Source organism: Brucella sp. NBRC 113783 (assembly GCF_040372265.1).
GTDB lineage: Bacteria > Pseudomonadota > Alphaproteobacteria > Rhizobiales > Rhizobiaceae > Brucella > Brucella teleogrylli.
Genome location: NZ_BAABRX010000020.1, coordinates 1 through 22,445, shown reverse-complemented (window position 1 = coordinate 22,445; position 22,445 = coordinate 1). Strand labels below are relative to the sequence as shown.

The following is a 22,445-nucleotide window of genomic DNA, read 5'->3' as shown; positions in this document are numbered from 1 at the left end:
TCACAATTTGGCGTGAACGAGTTGCTGGGTGTATGCGTGCTGGGGATCCTGGAAGATCTGGTCGACCAGGCCTTCCTCGACCACGCGACCGCGCCGCATGACCATGACCCGGTCGGCCATGGTACGGATCACGCCGAGATCGTGGCTGACGATGACCATTGTGATCGCTCGGTCCCGCTGCAGCCGCTTCAAGGTGTCAAGCACCAGTGCCTGTACCGAGACGTCGAGGCCTGTGGTCGGCTCGTCGAGCAGGAGCAGTGCCGGTTCGAGGGCGATCGCCTTGGCGAGCTGCACCCGCTGCTGCATGCCGCCGGACAGTTCGATCGGACGCGCATCCATGCGCTCCAAAGGGAATTCCGAAGCGTCGAGCGCCTCTCGCGCCTTTGAGCGCAGTTCGGCGAAACTCCGCTCGCCGGCGATGAGCAGACGCTCGGCCACGTTGCCGGAGCTGGTATGCCCCATCAGGAGCCCGAGATGCGGGTTCTGATAGACAATACCGATCTGGCGCGCGCAAAGCATACGGCGAGCGAAGCGGTCGAGATCGAACAGGTTGCCATCGAGCTCCGGCAGGGCCAGGCGATAGTCACCGCTGTCGGGCGTGTCCTCAAGGTTCATCATCCTCAAAAGGGTGGACTTGCCCGAGCCGCTTTCGCCGACGATGCCGAGCACTTCGCCCGGATAGACGGTCGCGGACACGTCCTGAAGAGCGACCACGCTGCCGAAGCGTTTGCTGACGTCGGTCATCGTCAGAAGCGGCGGGGTCGTCATCAGTTGCGGGGCATTCAGCCGCCGCGCAGCCAGATTTTCTCCGATCATGGGCGGAATGCTCCGTGCTCGTACCAGGTTTCGCCCTGCTTGACGTCCAGCCCCTCGGCACGGCGAATAGCCTTGATGCCAAGATTGCTGTCAGACAGCTCGAATTGTGAGCCGCCGTCGTCCTGTGGGATCTCGTTCATGAAATAACCTCTGACGCCTGAGCGGTGGCAGGTGAGGTCGGCATGGTCCTCGACCTTGTAGGGCACGTCGGAGAAGACCAGCGGCTCGACCCGCGTGAAGGGCGGCACGGCATACAGGCGCTTCTCTCGCCCGGCCGAAAGAAAGGTGAGGTGCTTTGCCATGTCGAGCTTTGGCACGTCCCAGCGCGGGATCGGCGACGGTGTCATGACATGGCGACCATTGACGAGGGAAGGGTAGGACGCGCCCTGCATGATGCGGCCCGAACGCACGATCTGCTCATAGAGCGTCAGCCACAGCCGGCCGTAATCGGCGTCGGCATGCATCTGGCGGGCGATCGACATGTTGGGCTCGACCGGGCGCAGCGGTTCGGGATTTGGCACCTGCAGCACGAGGATCTGATCCTCGCGCAGCTTTTCCTCAGGGATACGGTGCCGGCTCTGAATGATCGTTGCCTCCTGCGTGTCCCAGGTCTCACCGGCGCCGGATACGCGCGAAAGGAATCGGCGGATCGAGGCGGCGTTGACGCTGTCGTCGGCGCCCTGGTCGATCACCTTGATCACGGAGGAGGGCTTGATCAGGGTCAGCGTCACTTGCAGGCCGCCGGTGCCCCAGCCGCGCGCAATCGGCACCTCGCGGCTGGCATAGGGCATCTGGCAGCCGGGCACGGCGATCGCCTTCAGCATCTTGCGGCGCAGCTCGCGCTTGGCCGAGGCATCAAGGAAGCCGTAGCTGAAGGCTTCCCATGGCTTTGTGAGTGCGGAAAGGCTCATGCCGGCTCCTTCACGGGCTTATGTGTGTTCGTTACGTCGCTGGCAGGGGCCGCCGTCTTCTTCGCGTCGCGCAAGGCGTCGAGCGAAGACTGGAAGGTGACGTAGTGCGGCAGCTTGAAATGGATGCAGAAACCCGAGGCTTCTACGGGTTCGGTGTGGTAGAGGAAGAATTCCTCGTTGACGGGTGAATTCTGATCCGCCGCTGCCGAATTCAGATCCAGCGTCGCGCCAGCGATGGTCTTGATTTCGTTCCAGCCGAGTGTCGCGCAGAAGCCGAGCTGAAGCTGGCCGCCTTTTCCTTTGCTCGTGACTTCCGCCTGCGAGACGCGGACGCGACCAGCCGAGAAAACCGTGCCCGCGGGATGGCGCACACGCACCTCCGCTTCTGCAAGTCGCAGTTCGTTGACGGTCGGATGCGCGTTGCCATAGCCGCGCATCGCCGAATAGCCGAGTGCCAGCACACCGCCAGTGTCGGCGCGAGCCAGGCTTTGCAGCGTATGGGCGCGCTTGGCCGGAAAGAGAAGCGGCTCGCGGGTGAGGTCTGGAATGTCTTCAAGGGCGACTTCGTCGGCGGCGACGTCGGCGACCAGTCCCTGCGCCTTCTGCCAGGCGGCAAGCGACGGCTGGCGTGCCGGAGCAGGTTTTGCCGCGGGTTCAACCGGGGCCGGCATGAAGGGTTGGCCTTCCAGCACGCCGGTCGCCAGCAGACGGTGCGAATAGTCGAGCGTCGGGCCGAGCACCTGACCGCCGGGAATATCCTTGAAGACAGCAGAAATGCGGCGGTGCGTGAACAGGCTTTCCTGCGTCACCGGTTCGGCGATCGCAAGGCGCGGTTGGGTGGTCCGCCAGGCACGCAGAAGGAGCACCGCCTCGTATAGGTCGCCGCCGGCCTGGGCGAGCGCAAGTGCTGCCAGATCACGGTCGTAGAGCGAGGCCTCGCCCATCACGCGATCGATCAGGTAAGGCAGACTGTCGCGGACGTCCGCGACACGCTCCATGTCAATCGTCCCCATTTCTGCGCGGTAGAGCCGCTCAGACTGTTCAATGGCACGTTCACCGCCTCGAGTTGCCACATAGGCCATCAGAGCACCTCCACCGTGGTTGAGCGTGGCAGACCGACAACGCGGTCTCCATCGATGAAGAAGAGTTCGAACCCGGTCGGGTAGAGGCAACGCGTCGCGCGAAGCGTCCAAACATCAGGCCTGAGGCCGCCGAGGCGGATATCCTTATAAGTTTCGATGCCGGGGCCGCGCAGGCGAAGCCCTTGTCCCTCGCCAATCCTCGCCCCTGAAAACACCGTCGCGCCGTCATCGGGATAGAGATGCGAGCCCGCAGGCACGACGGCCAGATCGCGAATGCCCGCCTCCGCTTCGAGATCGAGGAAGGCGTGGTCAGCGTCGCGCGCGCCGCTAATCGCCGCTCCGGTCGAGGCGATCAGCGGCAGGAGCGTCTTGTGGCCCGAAAAGACCCGGCATTCGCGGTCAACCAGCGTTTCGACGATGGCTTCCAGGCCCAGCTGCGGCAGTGATTGCACTGTGCCGGGGCGAGCGAGCGCCCACATCAGGGCATCGTAGGTGGCATTGTGAAGCCGCTCCAGGTCGTTTGGAACGGGGACAGCAATCAGGGCGGAGGCATTCATCAGAAGGTCTCCATGTCTACGCGGGTCGCCTCGACCGCGCGAAGGCGTTCGGTGTCGACTGCCACGATCGTCAAGGCCTCATCTTCCACGAAGTTGCTGACGCGCGCGGCAAGGGTTTCGATCGATCCGGCGGCGTCCACGATCGCCATTGCCATGGCGCGCTCGAGGTCGCGGCCGACGATCATGCCATAGCCTTCAGTGCCGTTGGACTGGAGCCGGATATGCGCCTCTGCCACCAACACCTCGCCGAGATGAAAATCTGTGCCCTTTACTGTGTCGCGCATCGGCAGCATCGCGAGCCCTGTGCGGCTCTGGATGACGTCGATCGCGCCGAGCGGTGGAAGAAGCTCTTCCGCGAAGGCCTTCAGCGCGGCTGCATCGGCGCGCGCAAGGGTTTCGAGCCGGCGGGCGTGGTCTTCGCCTGGCGCACCGGCATGCTGGAACTGTGTTGTCATGGGGTCTTGCCTTCCTCGCCCACGAAGGGGTCATCGAGACTGTCGAAAGAAAACTGGACACGGTCGCCCGCCCAGACCGCCTCGGAGTAACCCAGCGCCGTACCCTTGGCATCGACGTCGATTTTGGTGACGATCATAACGGGATGATCCGGATGTTGCCGCAGCAGCCTGGATTCCTCCGGCTCGGCGCGGCGGGTGAAGATGGTGGTGCTCTTGCGGAAATAGTCCGTGACCCCGTGGTCACGATAGATCTCGGTCACGGAAACGCCGGCCTCGCGGCGCGCGCCTAGATCGGGAAAGAGCGCGACCGGATGAAAGGCGATGCCGAGATTGATCGGCATGTCGTCGGCCAGGCCGCGCCTCATGATCCGGTGGACCTCGGCCCCGCGAGCGATGCGTAGCGCCTCGGCCACACGGTCGGGTGCCGGCACGATCGTGGAGGAAAGATGCTCTCCGTAAGGCTTATAGCCCTGGCCTATCAGGTTCTCGCGGAAACGCGTCCTGCGCCCGATCTGGTAGTTTATCAGCCGGGCCGCCTCGACGAAGGTGCCGCGCCCCTGTTCTACCCTGAGCTTACCCTCGACCGCGAGCGCCGGAACTGCGCGCCGGACCGAGTGGCGACCGACACCGAAGACCTCGCACAGCTCGGGCTCCGTCGGCAACCGGGCGCCGGGAGCAAGTTTGCCGGAGGCAATGTCACCGGCCAGGTGGTCTTTGATGATTTGCCAGGTGTCTCTCTGCATGCGCTATCCATGATTCATTCGAATGAATCATGGATAGCGCATGCGTATGACGTAGCGATGACACGGCCTTGATCCTCAAAACTGCACGGGACCACCACTCCTCGGGCAATGCCAATCTGCAGTTGAGATGTAAGCTGCCTATCGCTGCGGATGCTGTCGTTGCTCATCGTGATGCGCGGTTTGCTTCCGATGGGAACGGCAAAATGGCGCTCTTCTTAACCGTGACAGGACCTTGGCTTGACATGGCGCTGATGGCTTTCGTCGTCGGGACCGTCGGGTCGATCTGAACAGCCCCGGATTTGTCGGAGACTGCTTTGTTTAAGCCATTCAGCCATCGCCAGTTTTCTTGAGCTTTTCAATCCATCAGCCTTGCGGCCCTGCCACTGCGCCTGGTGGCGCTGTTGTAGTATTCAGAAGCTTGCTGGACGGATCTGTGTCGTGATTGCTCCATCGCCTCAGGCAGAGGAATGCCGCGATTGGCCGCTTCCGTGAGATAACCCGACCGCAGGCCGTGGGCTGAGAAGTTGTTCGGATCGAGACCGGCCATTTCGGGGCTCCGTGGGCATTTCTACATTAATACACGCTAAGGGAATTTGAAGTTGTTTGGATTGAAGCGGTTAGCCCGGATTGGCCTGAAGCGTTCGAGGGGTCGGTCAATTTCGTTCCAGAGGTAGTCGCCGGTGAGCGCGATATGCGCCCATGGTAGTGGTGCGACCTGGGAGAGCAGCTCGTCCGGAATGATAATACCCTGACTGCTGATATAATCGACAGCACGGCTGAGATAGACAGTGTTCCACAGGATGATGGCGTTGACGACGAGGTTAAGACCGGACGCGCGGTAAGCCATGGTTTCGGCGACGCGGTTGCGCAATTCGCCGAGCTGGTGGAGGAAGATGGCGCGTGCGAGAGCATGACGGCTTTCACCCTTGTTGAGGATCGCATGCGATCTGCGGCGCAGTTTCGTATCGAGCAGCCAGTCGCAGATGAAGATCGAGCGTTCTATCCGGCCCATTTCGCGCAGGGCCTGGTTCAGCCGGTTTTGTCGCGGCGACGCTGCCAGCTTCTTGAGGATGACGGAAGGCGGCACCAAACCTGCAGCGATCGAAGCCTTCAGCCGCAAGACCTCATCCCAGTGGTGCTCGACGACATCCATGTTGACGGTTCCAGCGATCAGCGCGTCGAGCGGTTCGTAAGCCGGATCGCGATCAATGACAAAGAGCCTGCGATTGCCGAGATTGCGGATACGGGGAATGAGCCTGTAGCCAAAGGCGTGGAACATGGAGAACGTCGTTTCGGTGGCGCCAGCGGTATCGGTTGCGTGCTCATAGATTTCGACGGAGCTTTCGTTGTGAAGGAGGCCGTCGAGAACGTAGGGGGCTTCGCCCTCGGATGCCTGGATCATGCGGGAGAAGAAGGAAGCAAAACGGTTGGACAGGAAGCCATAGATCGACGCCCCCGGTCGCTTGCCGTATTTTGCATTGTAGTCGAGGCTGGCTTCGCCACGCCCGCCAGCCGGAAAGAACTGTCCGTCCGAGGAGGAGATATGGCCGTCACCCCAGATCGCGGCAAAGGGATGGGCCTGCTGCGCATCGACCAGCACGGCGGTCGCCGTGGCGTAGGTTTCCGATCGCATATGCCTGTCCACCATCAGCATCATCTGGTGGATCGTGACGCCGCGTGAGCTTTCCGCCATACGTTCGGCTCCGGCATTGGTGGCGTCGGCAAGGATCGCTGCCATCAGCGCTGCCTCGTCGTTTGCCGTCTCACCGGTACGATAATGCGTGAAGCTGTCGAGGAATTTGGTCCAGCTTTGCACCTCGGCAAGCAGGCTGGTGATCCTGATCCGTGGCACCAGAACATATAGTCGGCGGCTGAGCGCGACGATGCTGTCGCGCTCCTCCTCGCGGATCGGCGAGATCGACAGGCCCTTGTCGGAAATCGCTGCATCCGGAATAGCATTGGCAGCCGCCGCCTTTGCCAGCTCTTTCAGCTTCGCATCGAGCGTGGCGGTCCGTTCTGCTCGCCATTCGGCAAAGCTGTCGGGGAGTGCGAGCCCGAGCCGCCCCTCGGCGCGCATCAGCTCGAAGATCGGCCGAGGCAGAAGATAATCCTCGAAACTGCGCCATGCCCGGCTGCCTTCGACCCAGATGTCACCGGCCCTCAGACGCTCTCGCAGGTGAACGAGGACCGCCACTTCCCAGGCGCGCAGGTCGATATCGGCACTGTTCGGGCGCACGCAGCGTCGCCATTTGCGGGTCAGAAAGGCGAGCGGCACCTGCGCCGGCAATTTCCGGCCGCCATAGAGCGCGCGCAGATGGTCCACTGCTACAAGGATCGGATCATCAGCACGAAACGACCGGAACGAGAACGTGCGGAACATCAGTCTGCCCAGCTTGCGCAACGATTTGTGCCGCTTGATGAGCTCGTCGAATTCGTTACTGCGATCAGGGTGGACGACAGATCTGGCTGCCGCCATGCTGGCGACCAATCCGTCCCAGCCGAGGGAGGCTGCGATCGCCGATGCAAGATCGGTTTTGCTCGCACGAGCGGCCAGAAGCGCCTCGCCGAGCTTGAGATGCTCAAGCGCCACCCCATCAAGAACCTCGGCCTCTTTTAGCCGGCGTTCCGTGCGGCTGATCTCGGCCTTGCGGCGGTTGCTCCCAATCATTTTGCAGAACATGTCGATCGTCAGGTCGGTGATCGACGCCTGTCTCTCGATGACGAAGGCGGCCAGCGTGGCGTAGCGACGTTCGGATGTCAGGCGTCGTATCTCCCGGGCATGCAGAATGCGTGCATCCCTGGCGATGATGCCGTAGCGATTGGCATGGATCGTCTTGCGACGGTCGTCGGGAATGGCGGCTGAGCGCAATACCTCGAGGCGGGCGATCAAGCCTTTGAGGTTCTTCAGTTTCGCCCCTTCAGGTGCTTCCGCAATCCAGCCAAGGTGGCTCCGATCGCCGGCCCGCTCAGCGAGGAGCTGATCAAGCGCCTCGATCGAAGGCTGCTCCAGATCCCGGATCAATTCGCGATAGGCTTGTCGACGCGCCGCCGCCCGGCCGGCCAGTGCCAGACGGATCAGCAGCTCCGGCATAGGAACGAGCAACTTTCGTTCCTTCAAGGCTTCGATCACGGCCTTGGCGATCGGCGCACCTTGTTCAGTGGCCGCCGCCTCGCGTGCCGCCGCCGTTATCAACTCGCGATAGTCACTCGTCCGGACAGGCTGAAGCTCCAGTGCAGAGACGATCTCGCGCGCGTGTTCCCGGCGCGTTTCGTCGCGCTGGGCGTAGAACTCGAACACTGCAGGGTCGATGCCCAGCTGGTCGGCGACAACAGAGACAACCGCCTGAGGTGGAACTTCGCCTATTCGCAGCAGACGGCCCAGATCACGCACCAGTGCGAGTTGGATCGCAAAGCCAAGCCGATTATGCGACCGGCGATGTTCCTTGACGAAGACAATATCCTCGGAAGTCAGTGCATAGCGCGCTTGCGCATCTTCATAAGCTTCGGGTGGTTCGAATAAAACGGCACGCGATTGCTCATCGAGAAACGCCATCAGCCACGGTCACTCGTCAAACTACGGTTTCGGGCGTGCCGGTCTTGCCGGGGCCTGTCCATCCAGTCCGCTTCAACGTGTCGATCAAGGTCGAGCGCGCCACCTTGAACGTCCGGCACACGGACGCCTTGCTGGCGCCAGCTTCCAAAGCAGCTAGAACCTGCTCGACCTTTTCCGCATCGATCGTTGGAGGTCTCCCGCCCTTACGGCCACGTCGGCGAGCCGCCGCCAGGCCGGCATTGACCCGCTCGGTGATCAGCACTCTCTCGTATTCTGCAAGCGAGCCGAACAGGTTGAACAGAAACGCGCCGTGCGAATTCGTGGTGTCGATCGCCTCCGTGAGAGATCGGAAGGCGACACCACGTTCCTTCAAATCCTCGACGATGCGGATCAAGTGGGAGAGTGACCGGCCTAACCGATCTATCTTCCAGACGACCAGGACATCGCCTTCGCGCAATTCGCCGAGGCATGCCTTCAGACCCGGCCGGTCATCACGCGCTCCGGAAGCGCGATCCTGATGGAGATGGCGCTCATCGACCCCGGCCGCGAGCAGGGCATCGCGCTGCAAGGCAACCGACTGGCGCTCGTCACTACTCGATACCCGCATGTAACCGATCAACATGTGCGACAAACCTCAAATCAGGTGTTGCCGCACAGCCTAACATTCCGACAGGGTTTGTCGCGCAAAAAATGGCCCTATTGCGTGGCCAGTTTGCCCCGCGATCACGGTGAGCGGAAATCATGTGTTTCCCGTCACCTGCAAAATGCCCTTAGCGTGTATTAATGTAGAAATGACCACAGAGCCCCGTGAAGGTCGCCGGGCCGATTGTCCGGTCGCCATAACGTTTCGCAAGGCCTTCGACACACAGGATCGTCATTCGAACACTCAAATCATCGACGCGACGAGATCGCGACTTGCTGGATGGGAGGGATCGGTAACCAATCGGTCCGGCGGCGCTTCCTCGACGATCCGCCCCTCGTGCAGAACGATGACGCGGTGCGCGAGGAGTCGTGCTATGCGCAAGTCGTGGGTCACGAGGAGCATCGCCACGCCCGTCCGGCGCTGGAGTTCGGACAAGAGCCTCAGGAGCCGCGCCTGGGCGGACGTGTCGAGGCCCGTCGTCGGTTCGTCCAGGAACAAGATGTCCGGCTCGTGCACGAGCGCGCGAGCGATTTGCAGCCGCTGTTGCATGCCGCCTGAAAACACACCCGGCAGGTCACGCATCCGCGCTTCATCAAGGTCCAGTGCCGCAAACCAGTGCCGTGCTGCCTCCAAGGCTCGGCCGAAGTGGCGTTCGCCATTGTCGAAGAGCGTTTGAGCGATGTTGGCGGCGGCGCTCGCGGCCAGGTCGAGCGTCTCGCGGGCATCCTGAGCGACGAAGCCGAGCCGCCGGCGGCGGAGCGAGACGAGGGCCTGCTCCGGCAGATCATAGAGAGACAGCGGCGTCTCCCCATCGACGGAGAGCAGGACCCGACCCTTCGTCGGAGGCAGGCATCCGGCCGCCGTGCGCAGCAGCGTCGACTTTCCCGCGCCGGACTTTCCAACGAGACAAAGAACCTCGCCTGGATAGAGCGAAAGCGAAGCACCTCGCACGATGCGCCCGCCGAAGGAGATGTGGTCAAGCGTCAGGAGGGGCTGCGGCAGATCAGGCACTGGCGGCTTCCTCCGCACGCTCGGCACAGCATTCCGTGTCGGAGCAGACCCATTCGCTCGTTCCGTCGTCGTTGAGGAGAAGGTGGTCGAGATGGCTCGTGGCGCACCCGCATATCACGCATTGCCGTCCGTCCGAGGGATGACTGGGGTCAAAGGGAACGTCCTCGAAGGCGATGCTTTCCACGCGCGTATAGGGTGGCAGCGCATAGAGCCGGCGTTCGCGCGCCGCGCCGAAGATCTGGATGGCCGGTGAATTGTCGAGGCGGACATTGTCGCGCTTGGGGATAGGAGAAGGTGACATCAGATAACGACCTTCCACCATGACGGGATAGTCATAGCCGGGCTGGGCGACGCTGCCGCTTCCCGTCCTTTCCTCGAAGAGCCGCGTATAGACCCGACCATAGTCAGATGCCGCGTGCATGCGGGCCGCCTCGCCGGCTGAATTGACGAAGGCGCGCAGCGGGTCCGGCCGCGGCACCTGGTAGACGACGACCTGTCCCTCGGCGAGCATCGCCTCGGGCACGCGCTGGCGGACCTGGATCAGCGTTGCCTCACGGGTCAGGGTCGTGGTGGCAACGAAGGCGGTGCGCGTGAAGAAGGCGCGGATACTGACGGCATTCACGGTCTCGTCGGAGCCGTGGTCGGTCACTTTCAGACGGTCGTCTGCACCGATGAGGCTTGCGGTCACGACCATGCCGCCAACACCCCAACCATAGGCGATCGGCATTTCCGGCGCGATGAAGGGCACCTGGTAACCGGGAACGGCCAGTGCCTTCAGAATGGTACGGCGAACGGAGCGTTTGCTGTCTTCATCGAGATAGGCGAAGGTCTCAGTCATCGCAGGCAAGCCTCCGGATCGTTTCAAGATCGGCCTGGAAATCGGAGTAGTGCGGCAGCTTGAGATGCGAGACGTAGCCGCTCGCCTCGACCCCGTCGCCATGCGTCAGCACCAGGTCCGGGTCGAGCCCGGATTTCAGCGCCTGATCGACTGTCGCCATCGCCACGGCCTTGCGCTCGTTGGCGCCGAAGGCAACGCCGAAACCCGGGGACAGATGCGATTGCCGCCCGTCGAGTACCGGGGCCACCATGCGGCAGGCCGTCACCTCGATATCGCCGACAGAGACGGTGAGGCCGATATCCTCCAGCTCGACGAAAACCTCGACTTCCCCCGCGGAAAGCTCCTCGACATAGGGATGGGACGCGCCGGCGGTGCGAAGGCGCGTATAGGCAATGCCCGTCAGGAAGCCTTCCTCGCCTCGCACCAGATGGCCGAGCGTTTCGGATGCACCGTAGGGAGGACGCAGCGGCACCCGCGTGATGTCGACCGGCGCCTCCTCCCGCTCCTGACTCTCCCCGGGAAGGCGATCGCGGCAGCGGGATGAGGGAGGCGCGCATGGAGTGCTCGCAACCTCCTCGGGAAGAGGCAAAGAGGCCGCCTCCTCCATGAGCGAGAAATCGAGCAGTCGGTGGGTGTAGTCGTAGGTTGCACCCAGGATCTGGCCGCACGGCAATTCCTTCACTGTGGCGGAGATATGCCGGTCGTGGCGGATGGTCGAAAAATCGATGGGCGCGCTATGGCCCATGCGCCGTAAGGTCGCACGATGGGCGCGCAGCAGAAACGTCGCCTCCGCCACGTCGCCCTGTGCCTGTTTCAGCGCCAGGGCAGCAAGATCCCGATCATAGAGCGCGCCTTCGGTCATCACCCTGTCGACTGCACCCCGCATCTGCTCACCTATCTGGGCGACCGTGAGTTCCGGCACGGAGGGATCACCCCGACGCCTGCGCGCCAGCGCATCAAGGCTTGCAGCGATAGCGGCCTCGCCGCCCTTAACGGGAACGTACATCGGATATCTCCAGCCTCACGCTACGGGGAAGGCAGGCGCACCAATCTCCCGCCGTCAGAATGAGGTCGACGCCGAGCGGATAGGCAGCGTTGTTGCACGTCCATTGCGCGAGAAACGTCGCCGGCAGGCCAAGGGGGGCGAAGGTGCGGGCCCCGGGTCCGATTCCCGGCCCCGAAAGGTTGAGCGCCGCGCCACCCGAAAGGCCCGTGACCTCCGCAATGACGGTGGCGGAAAGATGCGGGTCGGCCGGGGTCCCCTTCGGAAAGACATCGATCCGATCCAGCATCTCGCCACGACAGAGCGCAAAGGTGCAGGAGGCTCGATCCGCCATCGGCCACCGTGCCGCGACGGCGCGATCCCGGATATCCGCGAAGCTTTCGTCGATCCAGAGCGGTGTCGTGGTGTCGGCCAGCGTTGACAGGACGACCGCGTGCGCCGCCTGGCCTTCAGCAAGGACGACGACTTTGCCGGGGTAGGAAAAGGCTTCCAGAAGCCGGCGGAATGCGCGCTGGTCCTCGTGGATGCGGTCCGCGCCTCGCTGGTCTATCTCGATTTTCACGGTGCACTTCCTTGTCTCGCCGCGGTGAAGAAATGCGCCGTCGTCTTCTGCGCCTCCTCGGCCTTGCGGCATCGCCGCGCCATGATGGCGTCTTCGGCCGGCTGCAGCAGTTCCGATGCGAGCAAGGCGCGGGACTGCGGATCTTGCAGCAGCGCGTCGAAGAAGGCGGCAAGCTCCGCCCGCTCCGGATCGCGGCCAAGCACCACGGCATAACCGCGCCGACCATCGATCTCCACGACACAGCGCGTCATGGTCGCCTCGCCGAGATGGAAGGGCGTTCCCGTTACGGGTGCTTTCGCACGCAACTGGAGAAGGCCGACCTCGGGTCCGACAAGCCGGCGCGCCAAGTGGCGCTGCCGGCTGCCGTCGAAGGCCGATCTCAGGAGATCGATGGGCGCGCGGGCAAGCACACCCATCCATTCACGCCGCCCGCCCTCGGTGGAACAGTGCTCAGGCACGGCTGACCTTGGCGTCATAGACATCCTCGGGCGCAAGCGGCACGAGACGGTCGCGCATTTCGCGCTTCAGCGCGGCAAGGCGGGTTTCTTCCTCGGCTGAGCGACCTTCCTTGCGGGCAAGCTCGATGAACTCGCCGCGCACATGGCCGGGCCGGATCGTCACCTCGACCACGGTGCCACGATAGCTGAAGCGGAAATAATACTTCCCCTTCGGGCTTTCCTCGATGCCCTCCCAGCCCAGCGACCGGTCGACATGGTAGCGGCCATCGGTCAGCGCGCGCGTGACGAATTCGATGGCGTCGCGGCCGCCGGGGCCGGGAAACGCCGTATCGATGCGCACCTCGCGGCGCTCGATCGGCCGGCCCTCGTCGAGCAGCGGAAAGGCGCGTTGCATCACCTTCAGGCCATGCGCCACGCCGCCCGGAAAGGTGGTGCCGTGATAGTTCAGGAGTTCGGCAAAGCTGACGGTGAAGGTTTCGCCGTTTTCGAGATAGGTGATCGTGTCCAAGATTGGCTCCTGTCTTGCGGTTATCATGGAAGGGCCGCCGCCCCGAAGATCGGGGAAACGACATCGGGCCGGCCGGGGCCGGGGGTATGGCGGGCAAACGGCACGCCATAGAGACGGGCGAGTTCCCCGTCCGTCATCATCGCGGAGGCTTGGCCATAACGGACCTCGTCTCCGGCATGCATCATCAGCGCCCGGTCCGCGAGGAACAGGCCGTGCTGCGGATGGTGGGTCGTAAAGACGATCGTATGGCCGCGCGCCTGCCGCAGGCGCATGAGGACGCCGAGCAGAAGGTCCTGATTGGCAAGGTCGAGCGAGGCGGCCGGCTCGTCGAGCACCAGCACTTTCGCTTCCGTCGCCAGCGCCCGGGCAAGCAGCACGACCTGCCGCTCGCCGCCGGAAAGCTGGCCGAAGGGCCGTTCGGCGAAGGGCGTTGTCACGGTAAGTACGGCAGGCTAAGACGGGCGGGGCGTTCCAGAATTTTCAGACGATGCAGGCCGCGATTTTCCATGCGTCGAGCGCTTCGAAGCGATGGTAGCGAATTGTTTGTGCGGCACGGCGGCGGGATGGAACTGAAAAGCAATTGCGGGTAGCGGAGTGCATGGAAACAAACCGTTGCAATGCTCCTGGTGATCGGTGGCCCTGCATGGCTCGTTCCCGTTTTCGAAACGGCAGATGGCTATTCTCAGCCCGATTGTTGAGGCCCTTGTGCGACCAATGGTCGAGGCCAGGTGCCACGTCCGCCTTTGCTGCGCCGTAGGAGCGCAGCTTATCGGTGATGATCCGCTTGGGAACAAAGCCATAGCGTTTCATCAACGCCACCAGCAGGCGCTTGGCTGCCCTTTTGTCGCGTCGCTTCTGCAAAATTTCTTCGAGAACGATGCCGTGCTGATCGACCGCGCGCCAGAGCCAGAACTTTTCTCCAGCGCATTTCACGACGACTTCGTCCAGAAACCAAACGTCGCCGGGGCGGGCCTGCCGTCGCCGCAAGTTGCGAGCGATCTGGGGTCCGAACTTGGCGATCCAGCGGCGGACCGTCTCATAGGAAACGTCGATACCACGCTCGAGCAGCATTTCCTCAACTTCACGCAGGCTCAGATTGAACCGCAGGTAAAGCCAAACTGCGTGAGCAACGACCTGTGGCGGAAAACGATGACGCTTGAAACTGATATCTGGTGTCTGCATCGCCGAAATTTACGCCCAACCCAAAACGCAGGCAACTGCAATACAGGTTTACGTGACAACGCCGACCTGCGCCCATATCGACCATCACTGGCAGTCGACGGCAGAGCACAAGTCCCGCTTCAGGAAAAACCACGCGGAGCGGCTCGCGCCACGGCGCCTCCCGATGATAAAGGAGGCCGGCAAGTTGCTCTCGCTCAACAGTTTCACCCAGTTTGGCTATCGGTTCGAACAAACCGCTCTCGGGGGCACAGATCGTTGCACTGACGGGCAATCGCCGCATGAAGGCGACATCTCCGGGCTCCTCTTGCGAGGTCGAGTTCAGTACACCGATCTTTTCCAGAGTACGTAGAAGGCCTGCCATGCCGACATCGAGCTGATCGCGGGCGACCGAACCGCCGCCGCCAATTTCCAAAGTGATGTTCAAGGTTTCCGTACGGTCGCATGCGCCAATGACGCTGGACGGTGTCTGGTCCTCGTCATCGACGAAGAAAGCGACGGGAAGGCCGAAGGTTCTGACCAGCTCGATCAGCCTCTGACGCCGGGCGCCTTCTACGGCGTTCGAAATCATCACCGATGGAATGTAATCGACCGGCGTGCCACCGGAATGCATATCGATAACGAGATCGGCCCGTGGCAACAGGACCGTCTCGATGAAATGCGCAATGCGCTGGGTCGAAGTACCAGTGGTGCTGCCTGGAAACGCCGTATTGAGGTTGCCGTCATCAAGTGGCGAATAACGTCGCCCCGCAGCAACGGCGTGAGGGTTGGCTGACGGCATGACGATCAGCTGGCCGGTCACGTCTGACAGGTCGAGCTTGCCCAGAAGCGCCCTTGCGATGAGTTGCCCCTCGTATTCGTCGCCGTGGCAACCGCCCATCACGAGAACGCAAGGCCCGGCGCCACTTTTGAACGAGGTGATCGGCACCATCGCCATGCCAAACGGCGAATGTTCGCTGGAAGCCTTCACCCGCAGGTAACCGTCCTGGCGGCCTTCGCCGTCGAGATCGATATCGAGGTTGAATGTGTTTGCCATATCTAGTTCCGACCTTGATCGGGGCGTTCGGCCCGGACCGATTGAATGAGCGCCATCAGCTGCCTGGAAGCCACGTCCAAGTCTCCGGAGTTGTCGATAATGACGACGTCTCCAAGATCGGGGGAGATTGCTTTGCTGCGACCGAGGCGGGATTTCTGCGCATCGCTGTCTTCCCGTCCCCTTTGTGCAAGTCGCTTTGCGAGGATTTCGGGATCGGCGGTGATATTAATGATCATCAGGCCAGGATATCGCTGCCGAGCCGGACCGAGCATGGCGCGCGATGCGTTGGCGACGACGACATCGCCGTCGGCGATCCACCGGTCGATGACGACGGGCAGGCCGTATTGCAGATCATGGGCCGCCCAGTGCAGGGCAAACGCCCCCTGCCCTGCGGCCTCCTCGAAGCTGGCCTCGTCCATCGGGAGATGATCCTCCCCCACGGATGCGGGCCGGGTGATGGTGCGCTGCACGAAGCGGATCCGCTTGTCCTCTGCCAGCTCTCGCTTGGCGATATCGAGCAAGGTGTCCTTGCCGGCGCCGCTCGGGCCGACGATCAGGACGAGACGGCCACCATTGTCAGGTCCATAATTCATAGCGGCGCTCCCGGATTGAGCGGGAAACGGCGGCGCGCTACGAAGTCGGCCTGCGGATGCGGCTGCTCGAATAGGGTCAGGGCGTCGATCGCGAAATCCTCGTCGAGCAGGCCGTCGAAACGGCCTGCCAGGTCCGCCTGCAGCGCGGCGCGGTCGTTCGAACCGACGGGGTTCGTCAATGTCATGTGGAACCGGAACCGGTCGAACACGTAGGGATAGCCCCAGCGCACCAGATGCTCGGCCTCGTCGTCGTCGAGGCGGTCGAGCTTGCGGCGTTTCAGTTCCGCAGTGTCGAACGGTGCCCGAAACCGGTCAAAGGCCTCGACCACACTTGCCGAGAAGGTGCGCACCCGGATGATCGGCTGGATCGGGATGAGCGCGAAGAAGCCCGCCAGAAGGCCGACACGCAGCGGTCCGATCGGGCATGGCCGGGTGCAGCCGGCAAAGCGCGACAGCGCTGCCTCAAGCTCCTCGGTGCCGATGCCGTCGGCCAGCCGGAACGGCGCTTTCAGCGTCGCATGGAAGCCGTAGCGCCTCGGCTCACCGATCAACGCATCCTGATCATCACCGTCGTTCTTGATCCTGACGTCCGGCAGCCGATGGAACGCACTGCGGCCGAGCCACGTCTCCGCTGCCCTGGTCAGGGGATGACTGGCAGGCGTGGTGTAATAGATCGCAAAGCGCGGTTCTCCGGCCGTGGCTGGTGCGAAATTCTTAGCCGCCGCCGTTCCTGTTGCGAGGTGCGATGTCACTTGACCGCTCCGCCTGTGAGGCCTTCGACGAACCAGCGCTGAGCGGAAAGGAAAGCGACGATCAGGGGAGCGACGACGATGGTGGATGCGGCCATCAGTGGGCCGTAATCGTTGCCGGCCTCCTCGTTCTTGAAAGCCATGATGCCGAGCGGCGGCGGCATGAGGTTCTGGTCACGCACGGCGATCAGCGGCCAGAACAGGCTGTTCCAGTGCCCGACGACCGAGAAGATGCCGAAGGCGATGATGGCCGGCAGGGCCATCGGCACCATGATCTTCCAGACGATGGCAAGCTCCGAGAGGCCATCCAGGCGTGCGGCATGCACCACGTCGTCGGGAATGGTCTTGAAGAACTGCCGGAACAGGAAGATGCCAAAGGGCGAGACGACATAGGGGAAGATCAACGCACCGTAGGTGTTGAGAATGCCGATCTGGTAGCCGAGGATGAACAGCGGCAGGGAGAGAACCTCATGCGGCAGGATCAGCGCGATCAGCACCATGGCGAACAACAGGTTCTTTCCGGGGAAGTCAAGCTTGGCCAGTGCATAGGCCGCCGGCGCGCAGACGAGCACCTGCAGGATGACGATCGAGCCGCAGACGATGATGCCGTTCAGCATGTATTGCGGCAGCGGCGCATCGGTCAGCGCCTTGGTATAGTTCTCGATCCCGTAGAACTGATTGGGCCAGAAGGAAAAGGACGCGCGAAAGATCTCGCCCGGCGGCTTGATCGACAGCGACACCATCCACACGAAGGGGATAAGGATCAGCGCGCTGGTGATCAGCAGCACGGCATGTCGGGAGATCGCGGCCGATGCGGCGAGGTCGCGGGCGGAACGGGACATGCTCATTGGTAGTGAACCTTCTTGTCCATCACCCGCGCCTGGATCAGCGTCAGGAGGACGACGATGATAAGGAAGACGACGGCGACGGATGCGCCATAGCCGGTGCGCAGATACTGGAAGCTCTCGCGATAGAGGGTGAAGAGCAGCATCTCGGAGGCATGGCCCGGCCCGCCCTGGGTGAGGATCTGCACGGTGTCGAAGGTCTCGAAGGCTTTGAGCGCCACGACGATGAAGACGAACATGGTAACTGGCCCGAGCATCGGCAGGGTGACGGTGCGAAGCCGGTCGAGCCAAAGGTCGGCGCCGTCGATATCGGCGGCATCGTAGAGGTCCTGCGGGATCGACTTCAAGCCGGCAAGGAACAGAACCATGGCGTAGCCGAGGTTCTGCCAGATGCCGATCATGGCGAGCACCGGCAGCACGGTGCCCTCGTCGCGCAGCCAGTTGGCGGTCGGAATGCCGAGGCCGGCCAGCGTCTGGTTGACGAGGCCGATGGTCGGATGCAGCAGCGCCTCCCAGGCGATCGCCATCGCTGTCAGGGTCGCCATGAAGGGCAGGAAGTGGATGGCGCGGTATAAGGCGCGGGCCGACTTGCCGCTCTCGATCAAGAGCGCAATCACCAGCCCGAGCAGGATCGTGCCGGGCACGACGATCGCCACATAGACGAGCGTGTTGACGAAGGAGGCACGAAAGCCTTCATCCGAGAACACTTCCCTGAAATTCGCAAACCCGACGAAGGACATCGAGCTTGCACCGAACTGCCAGTCGGTGAGCGCAATGGCGAAGACCGCAAATACGGGCAGGAAGAACAGGCAAACGAGGAAGAAAAGCGCCGGGCCGGCCAGCGACCAGGCCGACAGGATCTCGGCCAGACGATGACGCCGCAGCCGCTTCTGTGCCTGTGCGGACAAGGCGGCCTGATCGGCCGGGGCGGAAGCAGCAAGGCTCATCACATCCGCTCCTTGAGCGGCAGGATCTTCGCGTCAGCCGCCGAAGCCGAAACGCCGGATGCCGAGCGGATGCGCCGGCCGTCGGCTGCAAACAGGAGAAGCCGCTCCGGCTTGACGCCGAGATGCAGCGTCTGGCCTTCGTTGATATGCGGAGCACGCTCGGCCAGAAGCCGGGCAATGACCGGAGTGGACTGGCCGGGCACGTCGAGATGGACGAACAGGTCGGAACCCATATGCTCGACCAGCTTGACCGCGCCGGTCAGGACGTTCGGGCCGTGATTGTCGGTCAGGTAGAAGGCTTCCGGGCGAATGCCGAGCGCGATCTTGCTGCCCGACGCGATCTCACCGGGGATGAAGAACACCGTGCCCGCGGTCATCGCCACGCCCGGCTCCTCGACGGTCGCTTCGAGAATGCCGATCTTCGGCGAGCCGATGAACTCGGCCACACGACGATCCTCAGGGTCGGCATAGATCTCCTGCGGTGGCGCGACCTGCAGCAGTTCGCCGTCGAGCATCACCGCGACACGATCCGACATGGTCATCGCTTCCGACTGGTCGTGGGTGACGTAGACGAAGGTGACGCCCAGTCGCTTGTGCAGTTCCTTGATCTCGGCGCGCATCTGAACGCGCAGCTTGGCGTCGAGGTTCGACAGCGGTTCGTCCATCAGGAACACGGCCGGCTGGCGCACCATCGCACGACCGACGGCGACGCGCTGGCGCTGACCGCCCGACAGTTGTCCGGGTTTGCGATCGAGGAGATGGCCGATACCCAGGGCCTCGGCGGTCTGCGCAACATCATCCTCGATCGCAGCAACGGTCGCCCTCGTGCCGGGCAGGAACCGGCCGACCAGCGGCAGACGCTGCCACGCCGACAAGCGCCGCATGCGCAAAGGCAGCGCCATATTAGCCGTAACCGTCATGTGCGGGTAGAGGGCGTAGGACTGAAACACCATCGCCACGTCGCGCGCCTTCGGTCGCACCCCGTCCACCACGCGATCCCCGATCGACAGCGAGCCGCCCGTCTGAACGTCGAGACCGGCCAGGATCCGCAGAAGCGTCGACTTCCCGCATCCCGACGGACCCAGCAACGTCAGAAACTCCCCGTCTGAAATCGAGAGCGAAACGTCCCTGAGAACCGAGGTCGACCCAAACGACTTTTGCACATGGTCGATCGTTATTGCAGCCATATTCAATACTCTGATTAGATATCGTGCCGAGTAGGCGGCGTCAGCCCTGCCCTTTTCACTCTGCGTTTTCGAGGCTAGCTCAATCGCCTCACGGCAACAGATCGACGTCAGTTTGATGACAGATCGGAGACACCTACGGTATGAATTTCGGATTCATACCCTTCGGATTCGCGCGCAAGGCTCTCGAGAGTCTCATGGAATCCTGGAATGCGTGCGGTTTGTCGCGTCGTCAGTCGAAGCGGACGACGAGTTCCATGTGTTGGGGAGCAATGCGCGTAAATGAAACGACGATCGGCAGCCCTTCTTCGTCGATATTGATATTCGTTACGAAGATTGCCGGCTGGCCACGTGACATCGACAGCAACTCGGCATCCAACTTCGAGAGCGCAACCGCCGAAATCCGGGATTCGTGGCGACGATATTCCTGCACGCCAAGGCGCTTCCATGCCTCGCTGAAGCTGCCCGTTTCCTCGATAATGGTTTCGATCTTTTCAAAACGCGGTAACGGAAAATAGCTTGCGGTCAATGAGACGACGATCGTGTCGACCACAGTCATCGTATCCACGCGCCGGACGAAACGGTTGCGCGGCATACGCAGATCGCGCGCTAGCTCATTGGTAACTCTTACCCGTTCTGTTCCGAGATAGCGGCGTTCACTGACACGTTCGATATCCTTCAGCGCAGTCGTTAGGCGGGTCTTGGGTCCGAGCTGGTGGCGGACCATCCGCTCCTTCACGAAAGTTCCTCGCCCCTGCTCGATACGTAGCAGATCGCGCTCGCGCAGCACGACCATGGCACGCCTGATCGTGTTTCGATGGACGCTGAACCGCTCGGCAAGCTCGAACTCGGTCGGCAATTTTTCGCCGGGTCGATAGCGTGACGATTTGATGTCCTGCTCGATCGTGTCGGCGACGACGCGCCACAAGGTCGAGGCGCCGCGCCGATCATGAAGTGTCGCCTTGTTATCTGGCAGAGTGGTCATCAACGCGCGTCTCAACAGCATCCCGGTCGGCAAAAGTCACGACATTTCAGGCGGCCAAACCGGCTTGCTGTCAAGATCGAAGATGTGTCGGCCACTCTGTCGGAAGGAATGTTTCCAGAAGACATACCGTTTTCGTCACTCCCTTGTCATCCAACTGTCGCCCAACCATCATCTGGTGGCCATAGCCCTGAAGTCACTGAAGCAAGATCATCTTAGGACAAATTCGAATTCAGGGAGCGCGTGCCGACAGGCGCTCGCGCAGTGTGGAAACGTGGAAGCAATCATTACCAATGCCCGGATCGTCACCGGCACCGAAGTCATCCTTGGCTCGATGCAGGTCAAGGACGGCAAGATCTCCGACATCGCCCGAAAAGGCACGGCCGACGTCGGTGCCCTCGATTTCGAAGGCGACTATCTCCTCCCCGGCCTTGTCGATGTCCATACGGATCATCTGGAAAAGCAGATCATGCCGCGGGCTGGCGTGTTCTGGAACAAGGTCAATGCCGTTCGCACCCAGGATGCCGTGCTTGCGGCAGGTGGCATCACCACCGTTTTCGATTCGCTGATCGTCGGCGCCGTCGGCAATCCCGATCGTCGCAAACTTCTGCCACTGATGGTCGAAGGGCTTCACGATGCGCGTCAGGCAGGCCTGCTGAAAATCGATCATTTTCTCCACCTTCGTTGCGATACGCGCGAGGCCGATCTCGTCGAGCTTCTGAAGCCCTATCTCGGCGAAGCGAGCTTGCGCTACGTCACGGTGATGGACGATGGCCCGCATCGCGATCCCGATCGTTTCAGGAAACTGCAAAGACGCAAGGGTATTGCCGACGAGGTCATCGAAGAACAGATCGCCGCGGCGCCGCATACGAATGACCATGCGGCAATCAACCGGGCAGCAGTCGTCGCATTGTGCAAGCAGCACGGCATCGAATTCTCAAGCCACGATGATACGACAGCCGCTCATATCGCTGAAGGCCAGGCTTTCGGCATGACCATCTCGGAATTCCCGATTACGCTGGAATCGGCACGGGCGGCACGCGCCGCCGACATGACGACGATTATCGGCGGCCCCAACATCGTTGCTGGACGTTCGCATATCGGCAATGTCTCAGGAAGACTGCTTTCGCAAGAGGGCCTGATCGACGTCATCTGCTCGGATTACATTCCCTCGAGCATTCTCTACGCCATCTGGACCCTTGCCGGCGAAACCAACGGCCCGGACCTGCCTGCGGCAGTGGCTATGGGCAGCAAGCGGCCTGCAGAACTCTTCGGCCTCGACGATCGCGGAGAGCTGGCCGTCGGGCGCCGCGCCGACTTCCTGCGCGTCACCGAGATCGATGCAGCACCGATCGTTCGCAACGTCTGGGTCGAGGGAGTTCAGATCCTGTGACCGATCGACAGACACAGATGACACCGCAGCCAAAGGCGGCAAAGTCGAGCTATTCGCGGGCAGAGTGGATGACGCTGCTCGCGGAGGCGCCGGTCGTGGAACTCGAGGCCCATTGGCGCTCCATACCGCATCCGAAATTCGATTGGGTCCGCCGCCCCGAATACGGTTCGGCCATGATCCGGGGGCGTGCGAGCGGAACAGGCGCCCAGTTCAATCTCGGCGATGTCACAGTGACGCGCTGCACGCTGCAGCTGGAGACCGGAGAGATCGGGGGCTTGTCGCAAACTTTCGGGCTTAACCGTATGTTGACCATAGGCATGGAATTTGCCGCTCCGAAAGTTGCGGAGCGAGCCCATGATTCTGAATGCTATTGCCGAGAAGCTGAAGCGCCAATCAA

The 22,445-nt window shown here is 62.3% G+C and carries 25 protein-coding genes and 1 pseudogene; 2 read left to right on the top strand and 24 right to left on the bottom strand.

Going from position 1 to position 22,445, the window contains the following annotated elements; all coding sequences use genetic code 11:
* From ABWW11_RS24950 to phnF (ABWW11_RS24835), 24 genes and pseudogenes are all read right to left on the bottom strand, one after another.
* The gene (locus ABWW11_RS24950) at window positions 1–816 is read right to left on the bottom strand and encodes an ATP-binding cassette domain-containing protein (protein ID WP_036568190.1); all 816 of its coding nucleotides are present in this window, start codon (window positions 814–816) and stop codon (window positions 1–3) included.
* Window positions 813–1,727, bottom strand: a complete 915-nt coding sequence (locus tag ABWW11_RS24945) for an alpha-D-ribose 1-methylphosphonate 5-phosphate C-P-lyase PhnJ (RefSeq protein ID WP_024899721.1) — start codon at window positions 1,725–1,727, stop codon at window positions 813–815. The genes ABWW11_RS24950 and ABWW11_RS24945 overlap by 4 nt, the downstream gene beginning before the upstream one ends.
* The gene (locus ABWW11_RS24940) at window positions 1,724–2,809 is read right to left on the bottom strand and encodes a carbon-phosphorus lyase complex subunit PhnI (RefSeq protein ID WP_024899720.1); all 1,086 of its coding nucleotides are present in this window, start codon (window positions 2,807–2,809) and stop codon (window positions 1,724–1,726) included. Before ABWW11_RS24940 ends, ABWW11_RS24945 begins: the two co-directional genes overlap by 4 nt.
* Window positions 2,809–3,366: a phosphonate C-P lyase system protein PhnH gene (gene phnH / locus ABWW11_RS24935; RefSeq protein ID WP_036568189.1), complete on the bottom strand. Its 558-nt coding sequence runs from the start codon at window positions 3,364–3,366 to the stop codon at window positions 2,809–2,811. Before phnH (ABWW11_RS24935) ends, ABWW11_RS24940 begins: the two co-directional genes overlap by 1 nt.
* Window positions 3,366–3,821, bottom strand: coding sequence for a phosphonate C-P lyase system protein PhnG (phnG, locus tag ABWW11_RS24930; RefSeq protein WP_107328120.1), 456 nt, complete (start codon window positions 3,819–3,821; stop codon window positions 3,366–3,368). Before phnG (ABWW11_RS24930) ends, phnH (ABWW11_RS24935) begins: the two co-directional genes overlap by 1 nt.
* The gene (phnF, locus tag ABWW11_RS24925; RefSeq protein ID WP_024899717.1) at window positions 3,818–4,564 is read right to left on the bottom strand and encodes a phosphonate metabolism transcriptional regulator PhnF; all 747 of its coding nucleotides are present in this window, start codon (window positions 4,562–4,564) and stop codon (window positions 3,818–3,820) included. Before phnF (ABWW11_RS24925) ends, phnG (ABWW11_RS24930) begins: the two co-directional genes overlap by 4 nt.
* Before the next feature lie 355 nt (window positions 4,565–4,919).
* Window positions 4,920–5,114: pseudogene (locus ABWW11_RS24920) on the bottom strand (integrase); the annotation flags it as partial.
* A gap of 33 nt (window positions 5,115–5,147) precedes the next feature.
* Complete coding sequence (locus ABWW11_RS24915; RefSeq protein ID WP_003501156.1) at window positions 5,148–8,117, bottom strand: Tn3 family transposase; 2,970 nt, start codon at window positions 8,115–8,117, stop codon at window positions 5,148–5,150.
* A gap of 16 nt (window positions 8,118–8,133) precedes the next feature.
* Complete coding sequence (locus ABWW11_RS24910; RefSeq protein WP_426137401.1) at window positions 8,134–8,724, bottom strand: recombinase family protein; 591 nt, start codon at window positions 8,722–8,724, stop codon at window positions 8,134–8,136.
* A gap of 279 nt (window positions 8,725–9,003) precedes the next feature.
* Window positions 9,004–9,771, bottom strand: a complete 768-nt coding sequence (locus tag ABWW11_RS24905) for an ATP-binding cassette domain-containing protein (protein ID WP_024899714.1) — start codon at window positions 9,769–9,771, stop codon at window positions 9,004–9,006.
* A complete protein-coding gene (locus ABWW11_RS24900) occupies window positions 9,764–10,609 on the bottom strand; it encodes an alpha-D-ribose 1-methylphosphonate 5-phosphate C-P-lyase PhnJ (protein ID WP_024899713.1) in 846 nt (281 codons plus the stop codon). Before ABWW11_RS24900 ends, ABWW11_RS24905 begins: the two co-directional genes overlap by 8 nt.
* Complete coding sequence (locus ABWW11_RS24895) at window positions 10,602–11,615, bottom strand: carbon-phosphorus lyase complex subunit PhnI (protein WP_036568186.1); 1,014 nt, start codon at window positions 11,613–11,615, stop codon at window positions 10,602–10,604. The genes ABWW11_RS24900 and ABWW11_RS24895 overlap by 8 nt, the downstream gene beginning before the upstream one ends.
* Window positions 11,599–12,174 (bottom strand): phosphonate C-P lyase system protein PhnH, encoded by a 576-nt coding sequence (gene phnH / locus ABWW11_RS24890; RefSeq protein WP_024899712.1) that lies wholly within the window; start codon window positions 12,172–12,174, stop codon window positions 11,599–11,601. The genes ABWW11_RS24895 and phnH (ABWW11_RS24890) overlap by 17 nt, the downstream gene beginning before the upstream one ends.
* A complete protein-coding gene (gene phnG / locus ABWW11_RS24885; RefSeq protein WP_024899711.1) occupies window positions 12,171–12,590 on the bottom strand; it encodes a phosphonate C-P lyase system protein PhnG in 420 nt (139 codons plus the stop codon). The genes phnH (ABWW11_RS24890) and phnG (ABWW11_RS24885) overlap by 4 nt, the downstream gene beginning before the upstream one ends.
* Before the next feature lie 34 nt (window positions 12,591–12,624).
* Window positions 12,625–13,167, bottom strand: a complete 543-nt coding sequence (locus ABWW11_RS24880) for a hypothetical protein (protein ID WP_036568184.1) — start codon at window positions 13,165–13,167, stop codon at window positions 12,625–12,627.
* A complete protein-coding gene (locus tag ABWW11_RS24875) occupies window positions 13,164–13,577 on the bottom strand; it encodes an AAA family ATPase (protein WP_125271699.1) in 414 nt (137 codons plus the stop codon). The genes ABWW11_RS24880 and ABWW11_RS24875 overlap by 4 nt, the downstream gene beginning before the upstream one ends.
* A 43-nt stretch (window positions 13,578–13,620) precedes the next feature.
* Window positions 13,621–14,322, bottom strand: coding sequence for an IS6 family transposase (locus tag ABWW11_RS24870; protein WP_024899768.1), 702 nt, complete (start codon window positions 14,320–14,322; stop codon window positions 13,621–13,623).
* On the bottom strand, window positions 14,222–15,355 hold the full coding sequence (locus ABWW11_RS24865) for a succinylglutamate desuccinylase/aspartoacylase family protein (RefSeq protein WP_107328032.1): 1,134 nt from the start codon (window positions 15,353–15,355) through the stop codon (window positions 14,222–14,224). The genes ABWW11_RS24870 and ABWW11_RS24865 overlap by 101 nt, the downstream gene beginning before the upstream one ends.
* Before the next feature lie 2 nt (window positions 15,356–15,357).
* The gene (gene phnN, locus ABWW11_RS24860) at window positions 15,358–15,948 is read right to left on the bottom strand and encodes a phosphonate metabolism protein/1,5-bisphosphokinase (PRPP-forming) PhnN (protein ID WP_024899177.1); all 591 of its coding nucleotides are present in this window, start codon (window positions 15,946–15,948) and stop codon (window positions 15,358–15,360) included.
* The gene (locus tag ABWW11_RS24855) at window positions 15,945–16,700 is read right to left on the bottom strand and encodes a DUF1045 domain-containing protein (RefSeq protein WP_024899176.1); all 756 of its coding nucleotides are present in this window, start codon (window positions 16,698–16,700) and stop codon (window positions 15,945–15,947) included. The genes phnN and ABWW11_RS24855 overlap by 4 nt, the downstream gene beginning before the upstream one ends.
* On the bottom strand, window positions 16,697–17,539 hold the full coding sequence (locus ABWW11_RS24850) for a carbohydrate ABC transporter permease (protein WP_024899175.1): 843 nt from the start codon (window positions 17,537–17,539) through the stop codon (window positions 16,697–16,699). The genes ABWW11_RS24855 and ABWW11_RS24850 overlap by 4 nt, the downstream gene beginning before the upstream one ends.
* Before the next feature lie 2 nt (window positions 17,540–17,541).
* Entirely contained in the window at window positions 17,542–18,489 is a 948-nt protein-coding gene (locus tag ABWW11_RS24845) for a carbohydrate ABC transporter permease (protein ID WP_024899174.1), read from the bottom strand.
* A complete protein-coding gene (locus ABWW11_RS24840) occupies window positions 18,489–19,676 on the bottom strand; it encodes an ABC transporter ATP-binding protein (RefSeq protein ID WP_024899173.1) in 1,188 nt (395 codons plus the stop codon). The genes ABWW11_RS24845 and ABWW11_RS24840 overlap by 1 nt, the downstream gene beginning before the upstream one ends.
* Window positions 19,677–19,905: 229 nt before the next feature.
* Window positions 19,906–20,658, bottom strand: coding sequence for a phosphonate metabolism transcriptional regulator PhnF (phnF, locus tag ABWW11_RS24835; protein WP_024899172.1), 753 nt, complete (start codon window positions 20,656–20,658; stop codon window positions 19,906–19,908).
* Between the two features lie 271 nt (window positions 20,659–20,929).
* Between phnF (ABWW11_RS24835) and ABWW11_RS24830 the strand changes: the two genes are divergently transcribed.
* Both ABWW11_RS24830 and ABWW11_RS24825 read left to right on the top strand, forming a co-directional pair.
* Window positions 20,930–22,048: an alpha-D-ribose 1-methylphosphonate 5-triphosphate diphosphatase gene (locus tag ABWW11_RS24830; RefSeq protein WP_024899171.1), complete on the top strand. Its 1,119-nt coding sequence runs from the start codon at window positions 20,930–20,932 to the stop codon at window positions 22,046–22,048.
* The coding region (locus ABWW11_RS24825; protein WP_353411801.1) for a phosphonate C-P lyase system protein PhnG at window positions 22,045–22,445 on the top strand (401 nt) is incomplete at its 3' end. The genes ABWW11_RS24830 and ABWW11_RS24825, both read left to right, overlap by 4 nt.

Excerpts from the sequence above, each read along its gene's own strand:
- ABWW11_RS24950 (WP_036568190.1), bottom strand. The coding sequence starts at position 816 with ATGATCGGAGAAAATCTGGCTGCGCGGCGGCTGAATGCCCCGCAACTG.
- ABWW11_RS24945 (WP_024899721.1), bottom strand. The coding sequence starts at position 1,727 with ATGAGCCTTTCCGCACTCACAAAGCCATGGGAAGCCTTCAGCTACGGC.
- ABWW11_RS24940 (WP_024899720.1), bottom strand. The coding sequence starts at position 2,809 with ATGGCCTATGTGGCAACTCGAGGCGGTGAACGTGCCATTGAACAGTCT.
- phnH (WP_036568189.1), bottom strand. The coding sequence starts at position 3,366 with ATGAATGCCTCCGCCCTGATTGCTGTCCCCGTTCCAAACGACCTGGAG.
- phnG (WP_107328120.1), bottom strand. The coding sequence starts at position 3,821 with ATGACAACACAGTTCCAGCATGCCGGTGCGCCAGGCGAAGACCACGCC.
- phnF (WP_024899717.1), bottom strand. The coding sequence starts at position 4,564 with ATGCAGAGAGACACCTGGCAAATCATCAAAGACCACCTGGCCGGTGAC.
- ABWW11_RS24915 (WP_003501156.1), bottom strand. The coding sequence starts at position 8,117 with ATGGCGTTTCTCGATGAGCAATCGCGTGCCGTTTTATTCGAACCACCC.
- ABWW11_RS24910 (WP_426137401.1), bottom strand. The coding sequence starts at position 8,724 with ATGCGGGTATCGAGTAGTGACGAGCGCCAGTCGGTTGCCTTGCAGCGC.
- ABWW11_RS24900 (WP_024899713.1), bottom strand. The coding sequence starts at position 10,609 with ATGACTGAGACCTTCGCCTATCTCGATGAAGACAGCAAACGCTCCGTT.
- ABWW11_RS24895 (WP_036568186.1), bottom strand. The coding sequence starts at position 11,615 with ATGTACGTTCCCGTTAAGGGCGGCGAGGCCGCTATCGCTGCAAGCCTT.
- phnG (WP_024899711.1), bottom strand. The coding sequence starts at position 12,590 with ATGGGTGTGCTTGCCCGCGCGCCCATCGATCTCCTGAGATCGGCCTTC.
- ABWW11_RS24880 (WP_036568184.1), bottom strand. The coding sequence starts at position 13,167 with ATGATAACCGCAAGACAGGAGCCAATCTTGGACACGATCACCTATCTC.
- ABWW11_RS24870 (WP_024899768.1), bottom strand. The coding sequence starts at position 14,322 with ATGCAGACACCAGATATCAGTTTCAAGCGTCATCGTTTTCCGCCACAG.
- ABWW11_RS24865 (WP_107328032.1), bottom strand. The coding sequence starts at position 15,355 with ATGGCAAACACATTCAACCTCGATATCGATCTCGACGGCGAAGGCCGC.
- phnN (WP_024899177.1), bottom strand. The coding sequence starts at position 15,948 with ATGAATTATGGACCTGACAATGGTGGCCGTCTCGTCCTGATCGTCGGC.
- ABWW11_RS24850 (WP_024899175.1), bottom strand. The coding sequence starts at position 17,539 with ATGTCCCGTTCCGCCCGCGACCTCGCCGCATCGGCCGCGATCTCCCGA.
- ABWW11_RS24845 (WP_024899174.1), bottom strand. The coding sequence starts at position 18,489 with ATGAGCCTTGCTGCTTCCGCCCCGGCCGATCAGGCCGCCTTGTCCGCA.
- ABWW11_RS24840 (WP_024899173.1), bottom strand. The coding sequence starts at position 19,676 with ATGGCTGCAATAACGATCGACCATGTGCAAAAGTCGTTTGGGTCGACC.
- phnF (WP_024899172.1), bottom strand. The coding sequence starts at position 20,658 with ATGACCACTCTGCCAGATAACAAGGCGACACTTCATGATCGGCGCGGC.